At 28.9% G+C, this 15,773-nt stretch carries 20 protein-coding genes; all 20 read left to right on the top strand.

Annotated features, from left to right (window positions below):
* Position 1 precedes the first annotated feature (1 nt).
* The 20 genes from EYW44_RS08360 to EYW44_RS08265 all read left to right on the top strand — a co-directional run bounded on the left by EYW44_RS08360 (position 2) and on the right by EYW44_RS08265 (position 15,686).
* Positions 2–355, top strand: coding sequence for a hypothetical protein (locus tag EYW44_RS08360; RefSeq protein WP_132723213.1), 354 nt, complete (start codon positions 2–4; stop codon positions 353–355).
* A gap of 199 nt (positions 356–554) precedes the next feature.
* The gene (locus EYW44_RS08355; RefSeq protein ID WP_132723212.1) at positions 555–1,142 is read left to right on the top strand and encodes an alpha-ketoglutarate-dependent dioxygenase AlkB; all 588 of its coding nucleotides are present in this window, start codon (positions 555–557) and stop codon (positions 1,140–1,142) included.
* A 12-nt stretch (positions 1,143–1,154) separates the two neighbouring features.
* Complete coding sequence (locus EYW44_RS08350; RefSeq protein WP_132723211.1) at positions 1,155–1,403, top strand: hypothetical protein; 249 nt, start codon at positions 1,155–1,157, stop codon at positions 1,401–1,403.
* Positions 1,404–1,420: 17 nt separating this feature from the next.
* Positions 1,421–1,957: a DUF3667 domain-containing protein gene (locus EYW44_RS08345; protein WP_132723210.1), complete on the top strand. Its 537-nt coding sequence runs from the start codon at positions 1,421–1,423 to the stop codon at positions 1,955–1,957.
* A gap of 227 nt (positions 1,958–2,184) precedes the next feature.
* Positions 2,185–2,952 (top strand): hypothetical protein, encoded by a 768-nt coding sequence (locus EYW44_RS08340; RefSeq protein ID WP_207893762.1) that lies wholly within the window; start codon positions 2,185–2,187, stop codon positions 2,950–2,952.
* Between the two features lie 57 nt (positions 2,953–3,009).
* On the top strand, positions 3,010–3,876 hold the full coding sequence (locus EYW44_RS08335) for an AraC family transcriptional regulator (protein ID WP_132723209.1): 867 nt from the start codon (positions 3,010–3,012) through the stop codon (positions 3,874–3,876).
* A 70-nt stretch (positions 3,877–3,946) separates the two neighbouring features.
* The gene (locus EYW44_RS08330; RefSeq protein ID WP_132723208.1) at positions 3,947–4,354 is read left to right on the top strand and encodes a hypothetical protein; all 408 of its coding nucleotides are present in this window, start codon (positions 3,947–3,949) and stop codon (positions 4,352–4,354) included.
* A 43-nt stretch (positions 4,355–4,397) separates the two neighbouring features.
* Positions 4,398–4,820, top strand: a complete 423-nt coding sequence (locus EYW44_RS08325) for a MarR family winged helix-turn-helix transcriptional regulator (protein ID WP_132723207.1) — start codon at positions 4,398–4,400, stop codon at positions 4,818–4,820.
* A gap of 57 nt (positions 4,821–4,877) precedes the next feature.
* Positions 4,878–5,309 (top strand): nuclear transport factor 2 family protein, encoded by a 432-nt coding sequence (locus EYW44_RS08320; RefSeq protein ID WP_132723206.1) that lies wholly within the window; start codon positions 4,878–4,880, stop codon positions 5,307–5,309.
* Between the two features lie 165 nt (positions 5,310–5,474).
* Positions 5,475–6,119, top strand: a complete 645-nt coding sequence (locus EYW44_RS08315; RefSeq protein ID WP_132723205.1) for a hypothetical protein — start codon at positions 5,475–5,477, stop codon at positions 6,117–6,119.
* A 187-nt stretch (positions 6,120–6,306) separates the two neighbouring features.
* Positions 6,307–6,714: a tyrosine-protein phosphatase gene (locus EYW44_RS08310; RefSeq protein WP_207893761.1), complete on the top strand. Its 408-nt coding sequence runs from the start codon at positions 6,307–6,309 to the stop codon at positions 6,712–6,714.
* 255 nt (positions 6,715–6,969) lie between these two features.
* A complete protein-coding gene (locus EYW44_RS08305) occupies positions 6,970–9,024 on the top strand; it encodes a lipocalin family protein (RefSeq protein ID WP_132723204.1) in 2,055 nt (684 codons plus the stop codon).
* A gap of 5 nt (positions 9,025–9,029) precedes the next feature.
* Complete coding sequence (locus EYW44_RS08300; RefSeq protein ID WP_132723203.1) at positions 9,030–9,773, top strand: DUF6090 family protein; 744 nt, start codon at positions 9,030–9,032, stop codon at positions 9,771–9,773.
* A complete protein-coding gene (locus EYW44_RS08295) occupies positions 9,770–10,396 on the top strand; it encodes a metallophosphatase domain-containing protein (RefSeq protein ID WP_132723202.1) in 627 nt (208 codons plus the stop codon). The genes EYW44_RS08300 and EYW44_RS08295 overlap by 4 nt, the downstream gene beginning before the upstream one ends.
* A gap of 20 nt (positions 10,397–10,416) precedes the next feature.
* Positions 10,417–10,974 carry a DUF7638 domain-containing protein gene (locus tag EYW44_RS08290; RefSeq protein ID WP_132723201.1) on the top strand — a complete coding sequence of 186 codons (558 nt, stop codon included), beginning with the start codon at positions 10,417–10,419 and terminating at the stop codon, positions 10,972–10,974.
* A gap of 23 nt (positions 10,975–10,997) precedes the next feature.
* Positions 10,998–11,411: a hypothetical protein gene (locus tag EYW44_RS08285; RefSeq protein ID WP_132723200.1), complete on the top strand. Its 414-nt coding sequence runs from the start codon at positions 10,998–11,000 to the stop codon at positions 11,409–11,411.
* Positions 11,412–11,600: 189 nt separating this feature from the next.
* A complete protein-coding gene (locus EYW44_RS08280) occupies positions 11,601–12,629 on the top strand; it encodes a metallophosphoesterase (protein ID WP_132723199.1) in 1,029 nt (342 codons plus the stop codon).
* 4 nt (positions 12,630–12,633) lie between these two features.
* Positions 12,634–13,167, top strand: coding sequence for an HD domain-containing protein (locus EYW44_RS08275; RefSeq protein WP_165872184.1), 534 nt, complete (start codon positions 12,634–12,636; stop codon positions 13,165–13,167).
* 479 nt (positions 13,168–13,646) lie between these two features.
* Positions 13,647–13,826, top strand: coding sequence for a hypothetical protein (locus tag EYW44_RS08270; protein ID WP_132723197.1), 180 nt, complete (start codon positions 13,647–13,649; stop codon positions 13,824–13,826).
* A gap of 105 nt (positions 13,827–13,931) precedes the next feature.
* On the top strand, positions 13,932–15,686 hold the full coding sequence (locus EYW44_RS08265) for an alpha/beta hydrolase-fold protein (protein ID WP_132723196.1): 1,755 nt from the start codon (positions 13,932–13,934) through the stop codon (positions 15,684–15,686).
* Positions 15,687–15,773: the final 87 nt, after the last annotated feature.

Raw genomic sequence — 15,773 nt, 5'->3', positions numbered from 1 at the left:
TATGAAATTTGTAACCAAAAGAATACACGCATTTTTAGATTATCCTGTTGCAATTGCTTTAATAGCGCTTCCTTTACTACTTGGACTCGGAAAGTCTAATCCTATAGCATTACAACTTTCAATTGTAACAGGTATTGCAGCTTTTATATTAACCTTATTAACAGATCATCATTTAGGAGCTTTTAAGGTTGTTTCGTATAAAATGCATTTAATAGTAGATTTTATAGTGGCAATAGTATTTATTGTTACTCCTTTTATACTGTCTTTTAAAGGAATAGATGCTTATTATTATTGGATTAATGGGGCTGCGGTTTTAACTGTAGTAAGTTTACATAAATCGGAAATAGCCGTGTAATACTATATTTTAGTTAGTATTTATTAATAATAGTGATTTGGAAAAATTATTCAAATCACTATTTTTTATTGTTATCAATCCAATGATTTGAAAATGGATAATATTTGTTTTATTTGTATGAGTGTTATGAAAATAGTTGGGCTAAAACTAAGTAAAGCGACTTGTCTTTAAAAAATTATCAATTGAGAAATCTAAAAATATGAACAAAGAAATATTTAAAACAATCCCTCTAGACGATATATCGAAGCTTTATTATTCTGATAAAATAAAAGAATTTGATTTTTCTGAAATTGATTTTCAAAAGATTTGGGATACTCATCCAGAAGAATTCCACACTGTTAAAATGTATGGAAAAGAAATTTTAACTCCCAGATGGCAACAAGCATATGGAAAAAACTATAATTATTCTGGATCTAGAAATAACGCATTACCAATTCCTGAAATTTTTAAAAAATTCTTAAAGTGGTCACGAGAAAATATTGATGATAAACTAAATGGGTTGTTAGTAAACTGGTATGATGGAAAGAAAAATCATTACATTGGACCTCATAGAGATGATATTAGAGATTTATCTGAAGGTACTCCAATTGTTACCATATCTTTAGGTCAAGAAAGAGTTTTTAGAATGCGAAAATATGGTGAAAAAGGATTTAAAGATATTACTATTAGAAATGGAGGTATTATTATAATTCCCTGGAAAACAAACTTAAATTGGACACACGAAGTACCTAATTTCAAAAAATATGACGGAAAAAGAATTTCTGTAACCTTGAGAGCTTATTTATAGAAAACACAAAACATGAATACAGAAATTCTACATTTTATAGATAACAATTTTACATCTGACATAAGAGAAGAAGTAATCAATCAGCTTTTATCTATAGAATTAAAGCATGTAATGGCTGAATCTACAGATAATTTGTATAATACTCGAATGGCTATTTTACATTTAGCTGATGGTAACATAAATGAAGTTATTGAATTAACTGAAAGAGCAAAAATTGATTTCCGTGATGTTATCTTGTGGGCAACTAAAAAAGACGAATAATACTTTTACATTAAATAATGACGTGTAAAAATTGTGGTAATACAGTAATTGGTAATTATTGTTCTAATTGTGGACAAAGTACCAAAGTTAATAACATTAACCTTTCTAATTTTATTACGGAAGTTTCAAATAGTGTATTTCAAATTGATAAAGGTTTCTTTTTTACCTTAAAAGAACTATTTGTAAGACCTGGGCATTCTATTAGAGAGTTTATAAATGGTAAAAGGAAAAATCATTTTAAACCAATTGCATTTATTTTAACGCTTTCAACCATTTATTTTTTAATTTCTAAAATATCAGACGGTCATACAATAATTGACAATTTTTTAGCTAGCGCTTCTGATGCTGGCGACAAACATAATTTAAATACAAGTTCCTCTAATTTAGCCAAATGGCTATCTAATAATTATGCTTACACTGCATTACTTTTACTTCCTGTTTTTTCTTTTGCTACTTATATTTCCTTCGTTGACTTCAAAAAAAATTACTTAGAACATATTGTTATTAACGCATATGTAACTGGTCAACAAACTATTTTTTACTCTTTTTTTTAATTCTTGGAGTACTAATTGACAATGAAGATACAACGACATTGTTTGCTACAATCATTGCTGTTTTATTTAATTTTTGGGTGTTTTGTCAATTCTTTTATGATAAAAGAAAGCTTTTTATAATACTAAGGCTAGTCTTAGCATATTTCATCTATTATGTATTTGTATCTTTATTACTCACGGTGTTTGTAATTGAGAGAATGATGAATCTGTAAAAAAAGAATCTAAAGATGAATAAGAGAATTTCTAGAATACCAAATGATGTACAAGATAGAGACTCTGTAGCTTGGAAAAAATTATGCGAATATGTTAACCAAGTAGCAGAAAACGGATCTGAAGAATTTGTTCCAAGAAAAGCGCTTGGTGATGAACTATTTTCTCAAATTTCCACACTCCCAGAATCCATTAAAAAGCTTAAAAAAGTAAAGAAAATGTACCTTTATGGAAGTAATTTAAAAAGGATTCCACCAGAGATTGGAGAAATGGAATCTCTTGAATATTTTGATCCGTATACCTCATATAATTTACATTGGTTTCCTTTTGAAATAACTAAGTGCAAAAACTTAATTGATAGCAGGATTAGTACAAGAGCTTTGTATGGAAATTATAAAAATAGAATGGGGTTTCCTAAACTCAATCATAATCCGGTTAGATATTTTGGTAATGAATTAAAATGCAGTGTTTGTAATAAAGATTTAACATACGAAACTACCAATCAAATGTGGATTACTGCTAAAGTAGCAACTGACATTATACCAATGCTGGCAAACCTTTGTTCTCTTAAATGTGAACAACAATTGCCTAAATCACCACAAAATTATGTTCCTGTTCCTCATAAAGGAGGCGCGAGTTTAGTACAACCTTTAGACGAAGACAGTCAGCCTGTGCAAGTACAAATAAACATGATGCAAAAAAGAGCTCAAAATATAACCGCTGAGAAACAAAAAGAAACTGAATCATCTATTTTTAAACTGATTAATAAAACCTGGAAGAGATAAAGAATATATAGCAAGAAAAGTCAAATATTCTAATGGTTAGCAACTATCTTTATCAATATGAAACAAAAAGAAACAAAAGGTTCCTATCTAGAAGCTATAAATAGAGCTATTGAATTTATAGAATCTCATACTTCAAAGAATATTAAACTAGAAGACATTGCTGCCTATTCTTTTTTATCAAAATTTCACTTTCATAGGGTGTTTAAATCCATTATTGGAAATACTGCTAAAGAATATCTAATCCGATTAAGATTAGAGAAAGCCGCACTGCAATTAAAAAATACAGAAAAAGCAATCAATGAAATAGCATATGATTGTGGCTATAATTCTCCTGAAATCTTCAATCGTGCATTTAAAGCGTTTTTTTCAACAACACCAATGCGCTTTCGTAACAATTCAAAAAAAGAAATTACTATAAAAAAGAACTTATACAGCAATATTTCTTTTGATGCCTTAAACATTACTAAGCCTGAAATTATAGAAAAAGAAAGTATGAGTTTGGCTTATATTAGACACTTTGGAAGTTATGAAACTATTGATAGTTCTTTTGAGCAATTACTTTCTTGGGCAACAACAAACCTATTACTTAAAACTCCGCACTCAACAATTGGCATTGTTCACGACAATCCGGAAATAACAGAAGAAGCGAATCTAAGATTTGATGCTTGTATAATAATATCAAAAGAAATTCAACCTCAAGGAGCAACAGGATATAAGAAAATTAAAGGCGGAAAGTTTGCTGTTTTTAAATATAAAGGATCTTTTGAATCATTCCATACTGTGTATAATTATATTTACAATTGTTGTCTTTTTGAATTTCAATGGGAATTAAGAGATGAACCTGCTTTGGAAACTTATATAAGCAAACCTCCATTTTATGGAGCTAAAGAATTAATTACAAATTTTTACTTACCCATACTTTAGCAAGAAAAGTCAATTTTAAATATTTCAAAAGGATCAAATTTGCATCAATATTAATTTAAAACATAAGAAGATGAACAAATTACCTTTTAAAACACACCTATCTCTTTTATTAATGAGTTTTATAACTTGGGGCTTTTTTGTATTGGTTGGATTCCCCGATTACGGACAAAGTTGGAGTTTTAATTTAACCGTAACAGTTGTAATTGCAATTACCATTTTTTACATTCCTTTTGGAGAATTTCTCTTAAAAAAAATGTTTCCTAGTAAAGAATACTTTAAAAACTCAATATGGTTGGCATTGTATTTAACTGTTCCATTATTTACGTACGATACTATTTTTATTAGCTTAATAGGTGGAGAAGGTTTTGCCTTTTTACCAAAATACTGGTACCTAACTTTTTTCTATTTCTCTTTTTGGATTCAGTTTCCTTTAATTGGGTTACTTCATGAAATAAACTTATTGAAAAAGAATAGTTAACATTAAAGATAGTTAGCTAAGCAACTTTTTATATATTTGTAACATGATTAATAATACATACTTTCAAATTGAGCTTACCGCAAGAAAGATTAGACAATACGGACAAAACGTATTAAAAGCTCATGGAGTAGATATTACAATAGAACAATGGTTGGTTTTAAATGTAATAAATGAGAATGAATCTATTAGTCAAATTTCAATAGGAGAAAAATTAGTAAAAGATAAGCCTACTATTTCAAGAATGGTTAATCATTTAGAAAAAAAGGAATTCATTGAAAAAACCCCTTCTCCCATTGACTCAAGAAAAGTTGAATTATCAATCTCAAAAAAAGGGAAAAATTTAATTGATACCCTGCACCCAATTATTGAAAAAATTCGTTTTTCAGGCTTAAGTAAGCTTTCTGAAAGCGAAAAAGAAAGTGTAAAAATCATTTTAGAAAAAATTCAAAAAAATTTAGATGACTAATTTTTTAACCAAACAGTTGTCTAGCTAACTATATTAATAATTCTTAAATTTAAAATCATGAAAACTAAATTTTTAACCATTTTAATTGCATTCAGTTTTATAACTTGTACAACAACAGCACAAAATAATGAAGAACAACAAGTAAAATCTGCTTTAAAATCTTATATAAATGCTGGTGATACAAACAATGTTGAAAAACTAAAACCTAATTTACATAGTGACTTTAGAGTTGTTTTATACGATGACAAAAAAGATGCTACTTCAATTCTAAACAAAGAAACCTATGTTTCTTTTATAGAGACTAAAAAATTTGGTGGTTATAAACGAAATGCTACTTATGAAAGTATTGAATTTATTGGTAAACATATGGCTACTATTAAAGCAACACTTACAAGTCCTGGAAAACCAACTTTAAAGAATTTTTATTCTCTGGTAAAGATTAAAAATAAATGGAAGGTTATTCAAGATTATGTAGTGTTAGTTCCATAAATCGATTCGGTTACCAACATGTTATTATGGACAGTAACTATGTAGTCCTATCAGTATGGAGTATTTAAAATCAAAAAGATAAACTCAAAATAGTATATTTGACTTAATACCAATCTGAAGGAAAGTACATAACTACTGTCCTTTTGTTGTTAACAACTATTGAAAATGAAAAATTGGACTACTAAAGATTTACTAAATGCAGCTTTTGATTTCAAGGGAATAGTTCCTGACTCAAGTGCATGGAACGAACAAAATTTAATTCACAATAAACCAAGGTTAATTAGATTCAGAAGATTAAACTCTTTATTTAAAGCTTTTGAATTATTTGAAGTAGAAAAACAAGAGAAAAGTATTTGGTCTATTTTTAAAGAAAAGAAAAATAATAACGATTTAAAAAAAGTTAATATATCCTCAATTTTTAACGGGAATTTCATCTTCCATAGAGGAGAATTTGAATACACAGAGATTAAGGAAATTATAGAAAAAGAGAAAGTATTTGAATCAGATAACTATAGTGGATTGAGAGATGTATACTTTTTCTATTCAAATCTGATAAAATATCGATATAAAATTGAAAATGTATTAATGCATAATAGTGGAGTTCTTGAAGCAAGCAGTTTAGGCTTCAGGTCAGTCATTTCTTTAACTGATGATTTTAATAATAACATTCGTAATAAAATTGATGAAATTGACGAGTTATTATTTCAAATTATAAATCCAAAAGGTTTGTCATTCAATGAAGAAATTCTAATTAATGAATATAACTTCCCTACTGACGATTTAGACGCTATTGACTTAGATAATTTCTAAAGTATTCTCAACATAAAACTCAAACAAATGGGACTAGACTACACTGATGGTTGTGTGAATTTTAGAGATGTAGCTGAGTTTATTAATTTAATAAAAGGAGAAAAAGTTACTCAATGAAAATTTACTGTTTAGAGGTGGAAGTATTGATTATGTTGATCAACTAAATGAAATTGGTAATGCAAAATCAATGATAAACCTAAGAAATGGAGCTGATTCTGAGTTATTTCAGATCGACTATTTTCATTTTCCAATGGCTAACAAAGTTGAAAAATATGATACTAGCCAAAAAGAAGTTAGAGTTTGGTTGAATGAAATTATAAAAACATTCGAAAATTCTAACTTAAAATTTCCTGTGTTAGTTCATTGTTTGTCTGGAAAAGATAGAACAGGTATTGTAGTTGCAGCAATACTTTTAATTATTGGAATTGAAAAAGAGATCATTATTGAAGAATACCTTTTAAGTGATGGCGAAGTAAAATTAGAATGGATACAATTAGCTTTAAACGGAATGCAAAATATTGATAATTACTTTAACAGGGTTGACTTGGAGAAAATCAGAGAAAACTTGCAAGAAACACTAATGAAACAGAAATAATCAGTTCTTTAACAGAAAGAAAGCCTCGTTTTAACAATAAATATAATAACTTTATCGTATTGGTAAAGGATATCCAAAAAGTGTAGATAAAAACTACAATCATCAATCATAAAAATGAGCGTAGTAAAAGTCCACATTATATGCTGTTTTTATTGCTTTTGTTATTGTTAAAAGCACTAAAACAACATCTCATGCTTTTTGACTAACTTTACACCCGAAAGTCCCCTTATAATTATATAAATCTATACCCAAAAAATGAGTCAGAAGTTGTGCAAAACCAGAATTTTTATTAAAAATAAACTACTATTTTTTTTCGGAGTTATTGGCTTTTTAATGATTTCTGCTTGTGACGAAAATCAAGAAACATTTCCTAACGATACTTTTATAACAGAAGCACTCACCTCTGCTACCACCGAACAATTAATTGGTAAATGGACTATTTCAGAATTAGAATTTGAAGGTAAAACAACTGAAGTACCAGCTTCTTTTGCAGAGTGTGGTAGAGATTTTTTTGAATTTAAAGAGAATGGTGAATACCTAGAATATTTATTTAATGACAATACAGAGTGTACGCCACAAATAAATAAGCTTAGTTGGTCTTTAACAAACGGTGTTATTAATTCAAGTAACGGTACACAAACTGATCAATTAGTAATTACTGAATTATCAGAAAATAGATTAGTGTTTAAATTTAGACTTGAAACTAGTGTAAATGGCTATCCTAAATTTTTTAAAGCAATTTGTAATCGCTATCAACCTCCAACTGAAACCGATGTTTATTCTGACAGTTTTCAATGGGATACCAATGTTGAAAATTTAGATAAAATACTTTTAAAATGGAATACTTATGAAGGTTTCAATCAATTTGATAGGTATGAAATTTATAGATTAGACGCTAATTGTAATGCTGCTAATGCTGAATTAGTTTCTACAATTACAGATGTTAATCAATCATCTTTTACAGATCTTACTCCACCTCCTTATGAAAACATTTGTTATTTCTTCAGAATATATACCAACGGAGAACTTTTAGGAGAAAGTGATACTATTACTGTAGATACAAGCCAAATAATAGTGCCTAATATTAATGCTATAACAGTAAGTAATATTAATAACTCTTTTATTGATTTAAATTGGGAACAATACCAAGGTTATTATTTTTCACATTATGAAATTGAAGCTCGTAATTACTCTTCTGGTTCTGGAGGAGGCTTTCAAGCTGTACAATTAGCAGAAATAGATAGTTTAACTACCTTAAATTATAATTGTGAATTGCCTTACTTTTCTAACCCTGTATTTGTAGTTCATGTTCATAATATTTTTGGTTCTGTGAGTCAAACAGTAATTGAAGGACAAAATCAACAAAGCACTAACTTTGTTAGAGATGAAATTTTACCAATCAATTTTATAACGTTTAGTGCATTTTCACCTAATGAAACAGTGTTATACTATTCTGATTATTCAACTTTATACCGTTATAATTATACTACTAAAACCGTTGAAGCTACGGACAATCTTAATAGCTCTTCTATTGTGTTTTTAAAAGTTTTTGAATCTAGTTACGGTACCGAAGTTATAGTGAATACAGGTAGTGAAGTAAGAGTTTATGATGCTAATTTAAACTTTAAATACAGCTTAAATATACCTGTGTTTAATATAGAGCATCTTATAAAGACCTTTAATGATTATTGGATAGTTACTGATAGAGAAAGAATATATTCACTTTATAGAACTGAAAGTAACTTAAACATAATAAGTGTTAACGATTTATACAATCAATCCTTTAGTAATAGCAGAATAAATATTATGGATATTGGACAAGATAGGATTCTTGTTGGTAATTATACACAAGCTTATGGTATACAATTATACATTAGTGGAAGCGGTGTATTATCAAATCCTACTCCAGTAAATTTAAATCCAAATTCTCAATGGAAAAACAATTCTCTGTTTTCTGAACCTAACGAGTATATTTTAAATTTAGAAGATAAAACAATACACTCAACAAATACCTATAGTTTAATTACAACATTAAATCAAAGTTTTACGCCTACAGGTATAGGCGATCGAGGATCAATTATCTTAGGAACAAATAATAATCCAGTTCCTTCAGTAAATAGTTTTCACGAAAAAAGAGTTAGAACTCTAAGTTACCCTAATTTTACTGAACAAGTATATGATACTAAAGGATATCCTCATATTATACATCAAAATCACTTAGGACAAATAATTTCTCTTTCTAAAGGATTAATCGGTAGCCTAGATTACAGCACTGTTGAGCGAGATATTTTCATTGAAATTGTTGAATAATTAACGTGTTTAGAAAAATTAAAAAAAACTTACTAACTAAAAATAGGATTAAAAAATATATAACCTACGCTATTGGAGAAATTGTTCTTGTGGTTATTGGTATTTTAATTGCTTTGCAAATTAATAACTGGAATGAACAGGCTAAAAACAATCAAATTAAAACTGTTTTTTTAAAAGATTTTATTTCTGATTTAGAAACTGACATACATGTTTTAAAAGGAAGGATTATAGATAATGAAAATAGGTTAAAAGCTATCGATTCAATATTATTCAACCTAACTAATAAAACGAAGTTATCTAATAAAAAGTTAAATCAATTCATCAATAATCATTATGAATTAGCTACCGAATCTTATTTTATTGCTGAACAATCAACCATACGACAATTTGAAACCAGTAATAATGGAAATTTAATACTACCCAAAAAGATAAAGGACAAACTATTCAAGTATTATGCTATGAATAATAGAATTGAACAAAATGATGAAAAAAGCCTTCAATTATATCAACACAATTTTATTACCAAAGACATTATTACTCCTTTTTTAAAAATAAATGCTCCTAAAATGGTTAACTTTAACTTCAATACGAAGAGTTTTGAATTACAAACATTGAAGGAAAATGAAAACTATCTTTTTGCCATAAATATTAAAAAAATTAATACTGTAAATCAAACAGGTAATTATAAACTCATCATTAATACTGCTGAAAACATCATAAAATCAATAAATACTGAATTATCTAAATGAAAATAATATGCATTTCTGATACTCATGGATTCCATCGCGGGCTAAAACTTCCGAAGGGAGACATGATAATTCATGCTGGAGATGTAACAAAAAGAGGGGAAAAAGAAGAAGTTATTGATTTTTTGAGTTGGTATCAACATCTCGATTTTAAACACAAAATATTTATTGCTGGCAATCACGATTTTTTCTTTGAAAAAGCTTCTCCTAAAGAAATTAATGAACTCATTCCCTCTGGTATTACCTATTTAAATGACACTGGTATTACAATTGAAGGAATAAAAATTTGGGGATCTCCTATTCAACCTTGGTTTTACAGTTGGGCATTTAATCGCCAAAGAGGAAAAGAGATTCAAAAACATTGGGATAAAATTCCAAACGGATTAGATATTTTAATTACACACGGACCTGCATATGGTGTTTTAGATTTAACTCAACATAACCAATCTGTTGGATGTCAAGATTTATTTAATAAAATTCGAGAAGTAAAGCCTAAAATTCATATTACTGGTCATATACATGAAGCTTATGGAAGATTAAATATGTTTGGTGTAGATTTTGTGAATGCAAGTGTGTTAAGTGTAAAATACGAATTAACCAATCCGCCAATTGAAATAGATTTTTAAAAACTACTAGAAATTTACTAATGAGCTTTCTAACTAAAATATATAGAGATAAAAATGGCATCAAAATTCATGGTATTAAACTCCCTGTAATTATTAACGATCATGGTTACTATTTGACTGAATTAATTGTTTATAAAGATGGTTTAATTGACTGTTGGGGACTTAAAAGTTTAGAACAAATTAAAGCTGAAGTTAACTCAGGGAAACTATTACAAAGTGCTCCTGATAATGTTAGCATAGAATGTGATTTAGGAACAATAAAATGCGGCAAATTCGCTGCTGAAAAAACTAATGAAGGTTTTATTAAAGAAATTGAAGATACTATTAACACACTTAATAATCGTGATACTAGAATTACAATTTGTCAAAACGCCTACAAAAACTACTTAATCAATCCTTCTAAAGAGAATTTAAATGATTTAAATGAAAAATATGATGACTTACCATCACATGAAAAAGTTTTATTCGAATACACCGAAGAAAAAGACCCTTTGTGTAAATTTATTGATGAAAAAGAAACATATACGGTTGATCGTAGGAAGCAACTTTTGAAGTTTTACTTTAAATTTGATTTGTAAAAACCCCACAAATTAAAGGAAAATTGAAAAATAGAGATTACACCCAACCTATAATTTGGAAGGGAGATTTAAATGATGATTGTACTGCTAAGTGGGCTGGTTTACTACTAAGAGCTGAATGGATGGATGACGGTTACTGGTGGTGGAGTGTTTACGACTTGTATGATAAAGAAAAGCAAATTGACTCTTCTAACGAATATAATAAACCTTATACTAATGGAGAGATTGCCAGAAAAACAGCTGAAGACAAAGCAAAAGAATTTCTAAAAAATGAATTAATTCTTAAAATTAAGGAAACGAATTCACAACTAAACATAGAGTTGTTAATTTCTGAATTGAAAACTATTGGCATTTCACCTACACAATTAATATCAACTTTAGTTAAAGATTTTAATTTTGATCTTAAAGTTGCAAAAGAAAGTGTTTTAAACTTATAACCTTAACACGATTTACAATGATTCCTTCAGAACAAAATATAAAGAGTTTGACATTTCTAATGTGTAAAATTTCATTTTATCAACCTTCTATTTTTAAGTAAGTCAATAGTTTAATTATATTTACGGACTGAAAATTAAAAAAATTGTGATGACTTCCTAGTCAAAACATTTGCTACAAACACAAAAAAGATGAGTAAAACATACGTAATTGGTGATATTCATGGATGCTATGATGAATTGATCAAACTTACCAAACAAATAGGAATAACAGACGATGATTTAATAATCTCTTTGGGAGATATCGTAGACCGAGGAAATAAATCTTTAGAAGTTTACGAATACTTTAAAAACCGTAAAAATTCAGTAGTGCTAATGGGTAACCATGAGCGCAAACATTTAAACGGAGTACTTAGCTATTCTCAAGAGATCGTTAAAGTTCAATTTAACAACAAATACAGCGAGTTTTTAAAATGGTTAAAGACTTTACCCTATTTTTATGAAACAGACACTGCAATCATTGTCCATGCCTTTTTTGAGCACGATAAAAACCTTTATCAACAAAAAGAAGAAGTATTAGCTGGTACCACTTCTGGAAGTAGGTATTTAGAAAATAAATACGAAGAAGGTACCTATTGGTCAGATTTTTATAACGGTGAAAAACCTATAATTTACGGGCATCATGTTGTTGGTGAAAATCCTAAAATAGCAAATAACACCTACGGAATTGATACTGGTGCATGTCATGCAGGAATGCTTACAGCTATTGAATTACCAGGCTTTATCATTCATCAAGTGAAAGTTGATAATGATTACTGGAAAGAAGAACAATCGAAATGGCAAGTTCCTGTATTAAAAGCTAAAAACTGGGAACACATGAAAATTGCTCAAATACATAAGCAAATAGAAAAGCTTGCTTACAAAGAAGAGCAAGATGTAAAAGATTTCTTAGAGAATCAAAAAATATGGATTAGCGAAATTGAAAAATTCATCGAAGTAATTAAAACTGAAATTGAAAAGACAACTACAAAGTTAATAGATCAATTTGCAGATAATTTTAATCAAGAAGTTTCAAAACTTAAATATAAAACATACGTTTTTAAAGCAAAATCTAATAAGTTAACCATAAACGACTTAATTAAAACGTTAGATACGCCTCAAAAAGTAATCAATTTAGCTGAAAGTTTACAAATTAAAAATATACCTTACAGGAAAAATTAATTATTTGAATATAATAGAATTATCTACAGAAGTTAAAAATTTACTCAAACAATACAATGCTCCTCAAAGGTTAATCAAACATTTAACCATTGTCAATTCAACAGCAAATTATTTAGTCCAAGAATTAAAAAAAGAATGGAATGATTTGCTGTTAAATGAAAAAGAAATTCTCTTTGGTGCTTCTACTCACGATATTGGAAAAACTATAATTACAAACGAATTATATCAAAAAGGTAAACAACATGAGCTAGAAGGTTTTAAAATTTTAAAAGAAAACGGTTATAAAGATGCCAAAGCAAGGTTTACCATAACTCATGGCAATTGGGAAGATGAGAATATTAAAATAGAAGATTTAATTGTTTGTTTATCAGATAAAATTTGGAAAGGAAAAAGAGTTCTTGATCTGGAAGAATCTATTACTCATAAAATTTCAGAATTAACTAAAACTAGTTTTTGGGAAGTATCAACAAAACTAGAAGTAATCTTAGAAAAAACTGTTATTGGAGCAGACGAAAGAATAGCTTGGCAAGGAGCTTGAATCGTTTTTTGTTTAATTCAGTATATTGGATGCTTAAATTAAAATGAATAGAAAATGCCATTTGGAATATTTAATAGTTTTTGGGATGATCATCCCAATCATTTACCTCTATTAGGTTTGAGCATTAATTCATCAAATACTGAAAGGATAAACCTTGATAAATCATTAAAAAAATTGATCAAGTCATTGCTAATAATTCATTCGAAGAAATTTATGAAGATGGCTGTAAGATATTAGCCGAATTTAATTGGCGACCTCATTTAGTACTATTTATAACCATCTTAAAATTAGAAAAACCTGAACAAGAAAAGTTTGTTCCTCTTTTATGGAAACGACTTTGTTTAGGTACATGGGTAAGCCCACAATTATTAGTAACACTATCAAATATTGATACAGACTTCAAAGAAACTTCAAAAAAGATAACTACTAATATAGGATTGCAAGAATTTAGAACACTGTATTTAAGTGAACAAGAAATAATGCAAAGAAAATTCAACTATGAAATTACTGACAGAAAAATATTAAACGCTCTCAGATATTTAACCACTGGTGAATTTTTAATTAATGAAGATGATGACAACGGAGGTTCCATTGCTAAAAACTGGAACGAAAAAGTAAACGAATTAAAAAAACTTGGTTTGATTTTGAATCAATCTTAAAACTTCAAAGATTATATATTCAATCGAAATAAGTAACTTAGTGCAGTTCCTCATTTCAGGAACATTTATTGAAAATCAACCAAATATTAATAACTAACACCAAAAATGAAAAAACCTAGTATTGCATTTAAAAATGTACTATTCATCAACATTTTACTAGTTACTTCTCTATTCTTTTTTTCCTGTGCTAAAACTGAAACTAGCGTAAAAAGTATACAGCTATCTTTTTCAACAGATCATTATAAAGAAGCTTTAGATGGAAGGCTTATTGTTTTAATCTCTAAAGATAATGCAACAGAACCACGCTTTCAACTTAGAGACGATTCTAAAACTTGTCAGGCTTTCGGAATGGATGTAAACAATTGGGAACCTGAAAAACCGATTCAATTTGACATGAAAGCTTTCGGATATCCAATTGAAAGCTTTGAAAAATTACCTTCTGGAGAATATTTTATACAAGTTTTATTTCATAAGTACGAAACATTTAATCGTGCAGACGGACATGTTGTAAAATTACCAATGGATAGAGGCGAAGGTCAACAATGGAACAAAGCTCCTGGAAACCTTTACACAACTCCACAAAAATTTACCATTACCAACGGGGAATTTCCTGCCATCAATATCAAATTAGATCAGAAAATACCTGCAATTGCTGAACCTAAAGACACTAAATACGTAAAACACATTAAAATTAAGAGTAAGTTATTAAGTGATTTCTGGGGAAGAGATATGTATTTGGGCGCACATGTATTGTTACCAGAAGGATGGGATACACATCCAAATGTAAAATATCCTCTTGCTATTATGCACGGACATTTTCCGAGTGATTTTGGAGGATTTAGAACAACTCCACCTGATGCTAATTTAAAACCAGATTACAGTGAGCGTTTTAAAGTGAAAGGCTACAACCTAATGGTACAACAAGAAGCATACGACTTTTATAAAAAATGGACAGGACCTGATTTTCCTAGAGTTATCGCTATTGAAATTCAGCATCCAACACCATATTACGACGATTCTTATGCTGTAAATAGTGAAGCTCAAGGACCTTATGGTGATGCAATTACTTATGAACTAATTCCATATATCGAAGAAAAGTTCAGAGGAATTGGTGAAGGTTGGTCTCGATTTACTTATGGTGGTAGTACAGGCGGATGGGAATCTCTTGCTGTACAAGTAAAATACCCAAAAGAATATGGAATGTGCTTTGCTGCTTGTCCAGATCCTATTGATTTTAGAGCATATTGCTTGGTAAATATTTACGAAGATAAAAATGCATACTACAAAGAAGGTGATTTCAGAAAAACCTTAGTTGCTGGTCATAGAGATTATTTAGGAAATGTAGATGCTACGTTAAAAGATATGAATTACAGAGAATTGGTATTGGGTACCAAAGGAAGATCTGGTCAACAATGGGATATTTGGGAAGCAACGTACTCTCCTATCGATAATGAAGGATATCCAAAAAGAATTTGGAATCGTTTAACTGGTGAAATTGATAAAGAAGTAGCTGAATTTTGGAAAGAAAACTACGATCTTGCTTATATTTTAAAACGTGATTGGGCTAAGCATGGTGAAGATTGGAAAAACAAAATTCATTTGTATTGTGGCGATATGGATAATTATTACTTAAACAATGCTGTTTATCTTGCAGAAGAAATCCTTTCAGAAACCACTGCTCCTTATTACAATGGTGAAGTTGATTATGGTGACAGAGCTGAACACTGCTGGAATGGTGATCATGAAAATGGAAATCATATCAGTAGACTTCGTTATCATAGCATGTTTATTAAAAAATATGTTGATAAAGTTCTAAAAGTTGCACCTAAAAATGCCGACTTAAAAAGCTGGAAATATTAAAATAAACTAAAAAGGAATGTACAAACAATGCTTAGTAATGTTTGTACATTCTTTTTTATAGATTTTAAGATCTAAAACCAAACCTAA

It is taken from the genome of Tenacibaculum sp. M341 (assembly GCF_004337695.1).
Classification (GTDB): domain Bacteria; phylum Bacteroidota; class Bacteroidia; order Flavobacteriales; family Flavobacteriaceae; genus Polaribacter.
The sequence above is the reverse complement of the archived record's forward strand: the minus strand, read 5'-3'. Positions and strand labels throughout refer to the sequence as shown.

What these genes read in the sequence shown, in the direction of transcription:
- EYW44_RS08360 (WP_132723213.1), top strand. Translation starts at nt 2, where the DNA reads ATGAAATTTGTAACCAAAAGAATACACGCATTTTTAGATTATCCTGTT.
- EYW44_RS08355 (WP_132723212.1), top strand. Translation starts at nt 555, where the DNA reads ATGAACAAAGAAATATTTAAAACAATCCCTCTAGACGATATATCGAAG.
- EYW44_RS08350 (WP_132723211.1), top strand. Translation starts at nt 1,155, where the DNA reads ATGAATACAGAAATTCTACATTTTATAGATAACAATTTTACATCTGAC.
- EYW44_RS08345 (WP_132723210.1), top strand. Translation starts at nt 1,421, where the DNA reads ATGACGTGTAAAAATTGTGGTAATACAGTAATTGGTAATTATTGTTCT.
- EYW44_RS08340 (WP_207893762.1), top strand. Translation starts at nt 2,185, where the DNA reads ATGAATAAGAGAATTTCTAGAATACCAAATGATGTACAAGATAGAGAC.
- EYW44_RS08335 (WP_132723209.1), top strand. Translation starts at nt 3,010, where the DNA reads ATGAAACAAAAAGAAACAAAAGGTTCCTATCTAGAAGCTATAAATAGA.
- EYW44_RS08330 (WP_132723208.1), top strand. Translation starts at nt 3,947, where the DNA reads ATGAACAAATTACCTTTTAAAACACACCTATCTCTTTTATTAATGAGT.
- EYW44_RS08325 (WP_132723207.1), top strand. Translation starts at nt 4,398, where the DNA reads ATGATTAATAATACATACTTTCAAATTGAGCTTACCGCAAGAAAGATT.
- EYW44_RS08320 (WP_132723206.1), top strand. Translation starts at nt 4,878, where the DNA reads ATGAAAACTAAATTTTTAACCATTTTAATTGCATTCAGTTTTATAACT.
- EYW44_RS08315 (WP_132723205.1), top strand. Translation starts at nt 5,475, where the DNA reads ATGAAAAATTGGACTACTAAAGATTTACTAAATGCAGCTTTTGATTTC.
- EYW44_RS08310 (WP_207893761.1), top strand. Translation starts at nt 6,307, where the DNA reads ATGATAAACCTAAGAAATGGAGCTGATTCTGAGTTATTTCAGATCGAC.
- EYW44_RS08305 (WP_132723204.1), top strand. Translation starts at nt 6,970, where the DNA reads ATGAGTCAGAAGTTGTGCAAAACCAGAATTTTTATTAAAAATAAACTA.
- EYW44_RS08295 (WP_132723202.1), top strand. Translation starts at nt 9,770, where the DNA reads ATGAAAATAATATGCATTTCTGATACTCATGGATTCCATCGCGGGCTA.
- EYW44_RS08290 (WP_132723201.1), top strand. Translation starts at nt 10,417, where the DNA reads ATGAGCTTTCTAACTAAAATATATAGAGATAAAAATGGCATCAAAATT.
- EYW44_RS08280 (WP_132723199.1), top strand. Translation starts at nt 11,601, where the DNA reads ATGAGTAAAACATACGTAATTGGTGATATTCATGGATGCTATGATGAA.
- EYW44_RS08270 (WP_132723197.1), top strand. Translation starts at nt 13,647, where the DNA reads ATGCAAAGAAAATTCAACTATGAAATTACTGACAGAAAAATATTAAAC.
- EYW44_RS08265 (WP_132723196.1), top strand. Translation starts at nt 13,932, where the DNA reads ATGAAAAAACCTAGTATTGCATTTAAAAATGTACTATTCATCAACATT.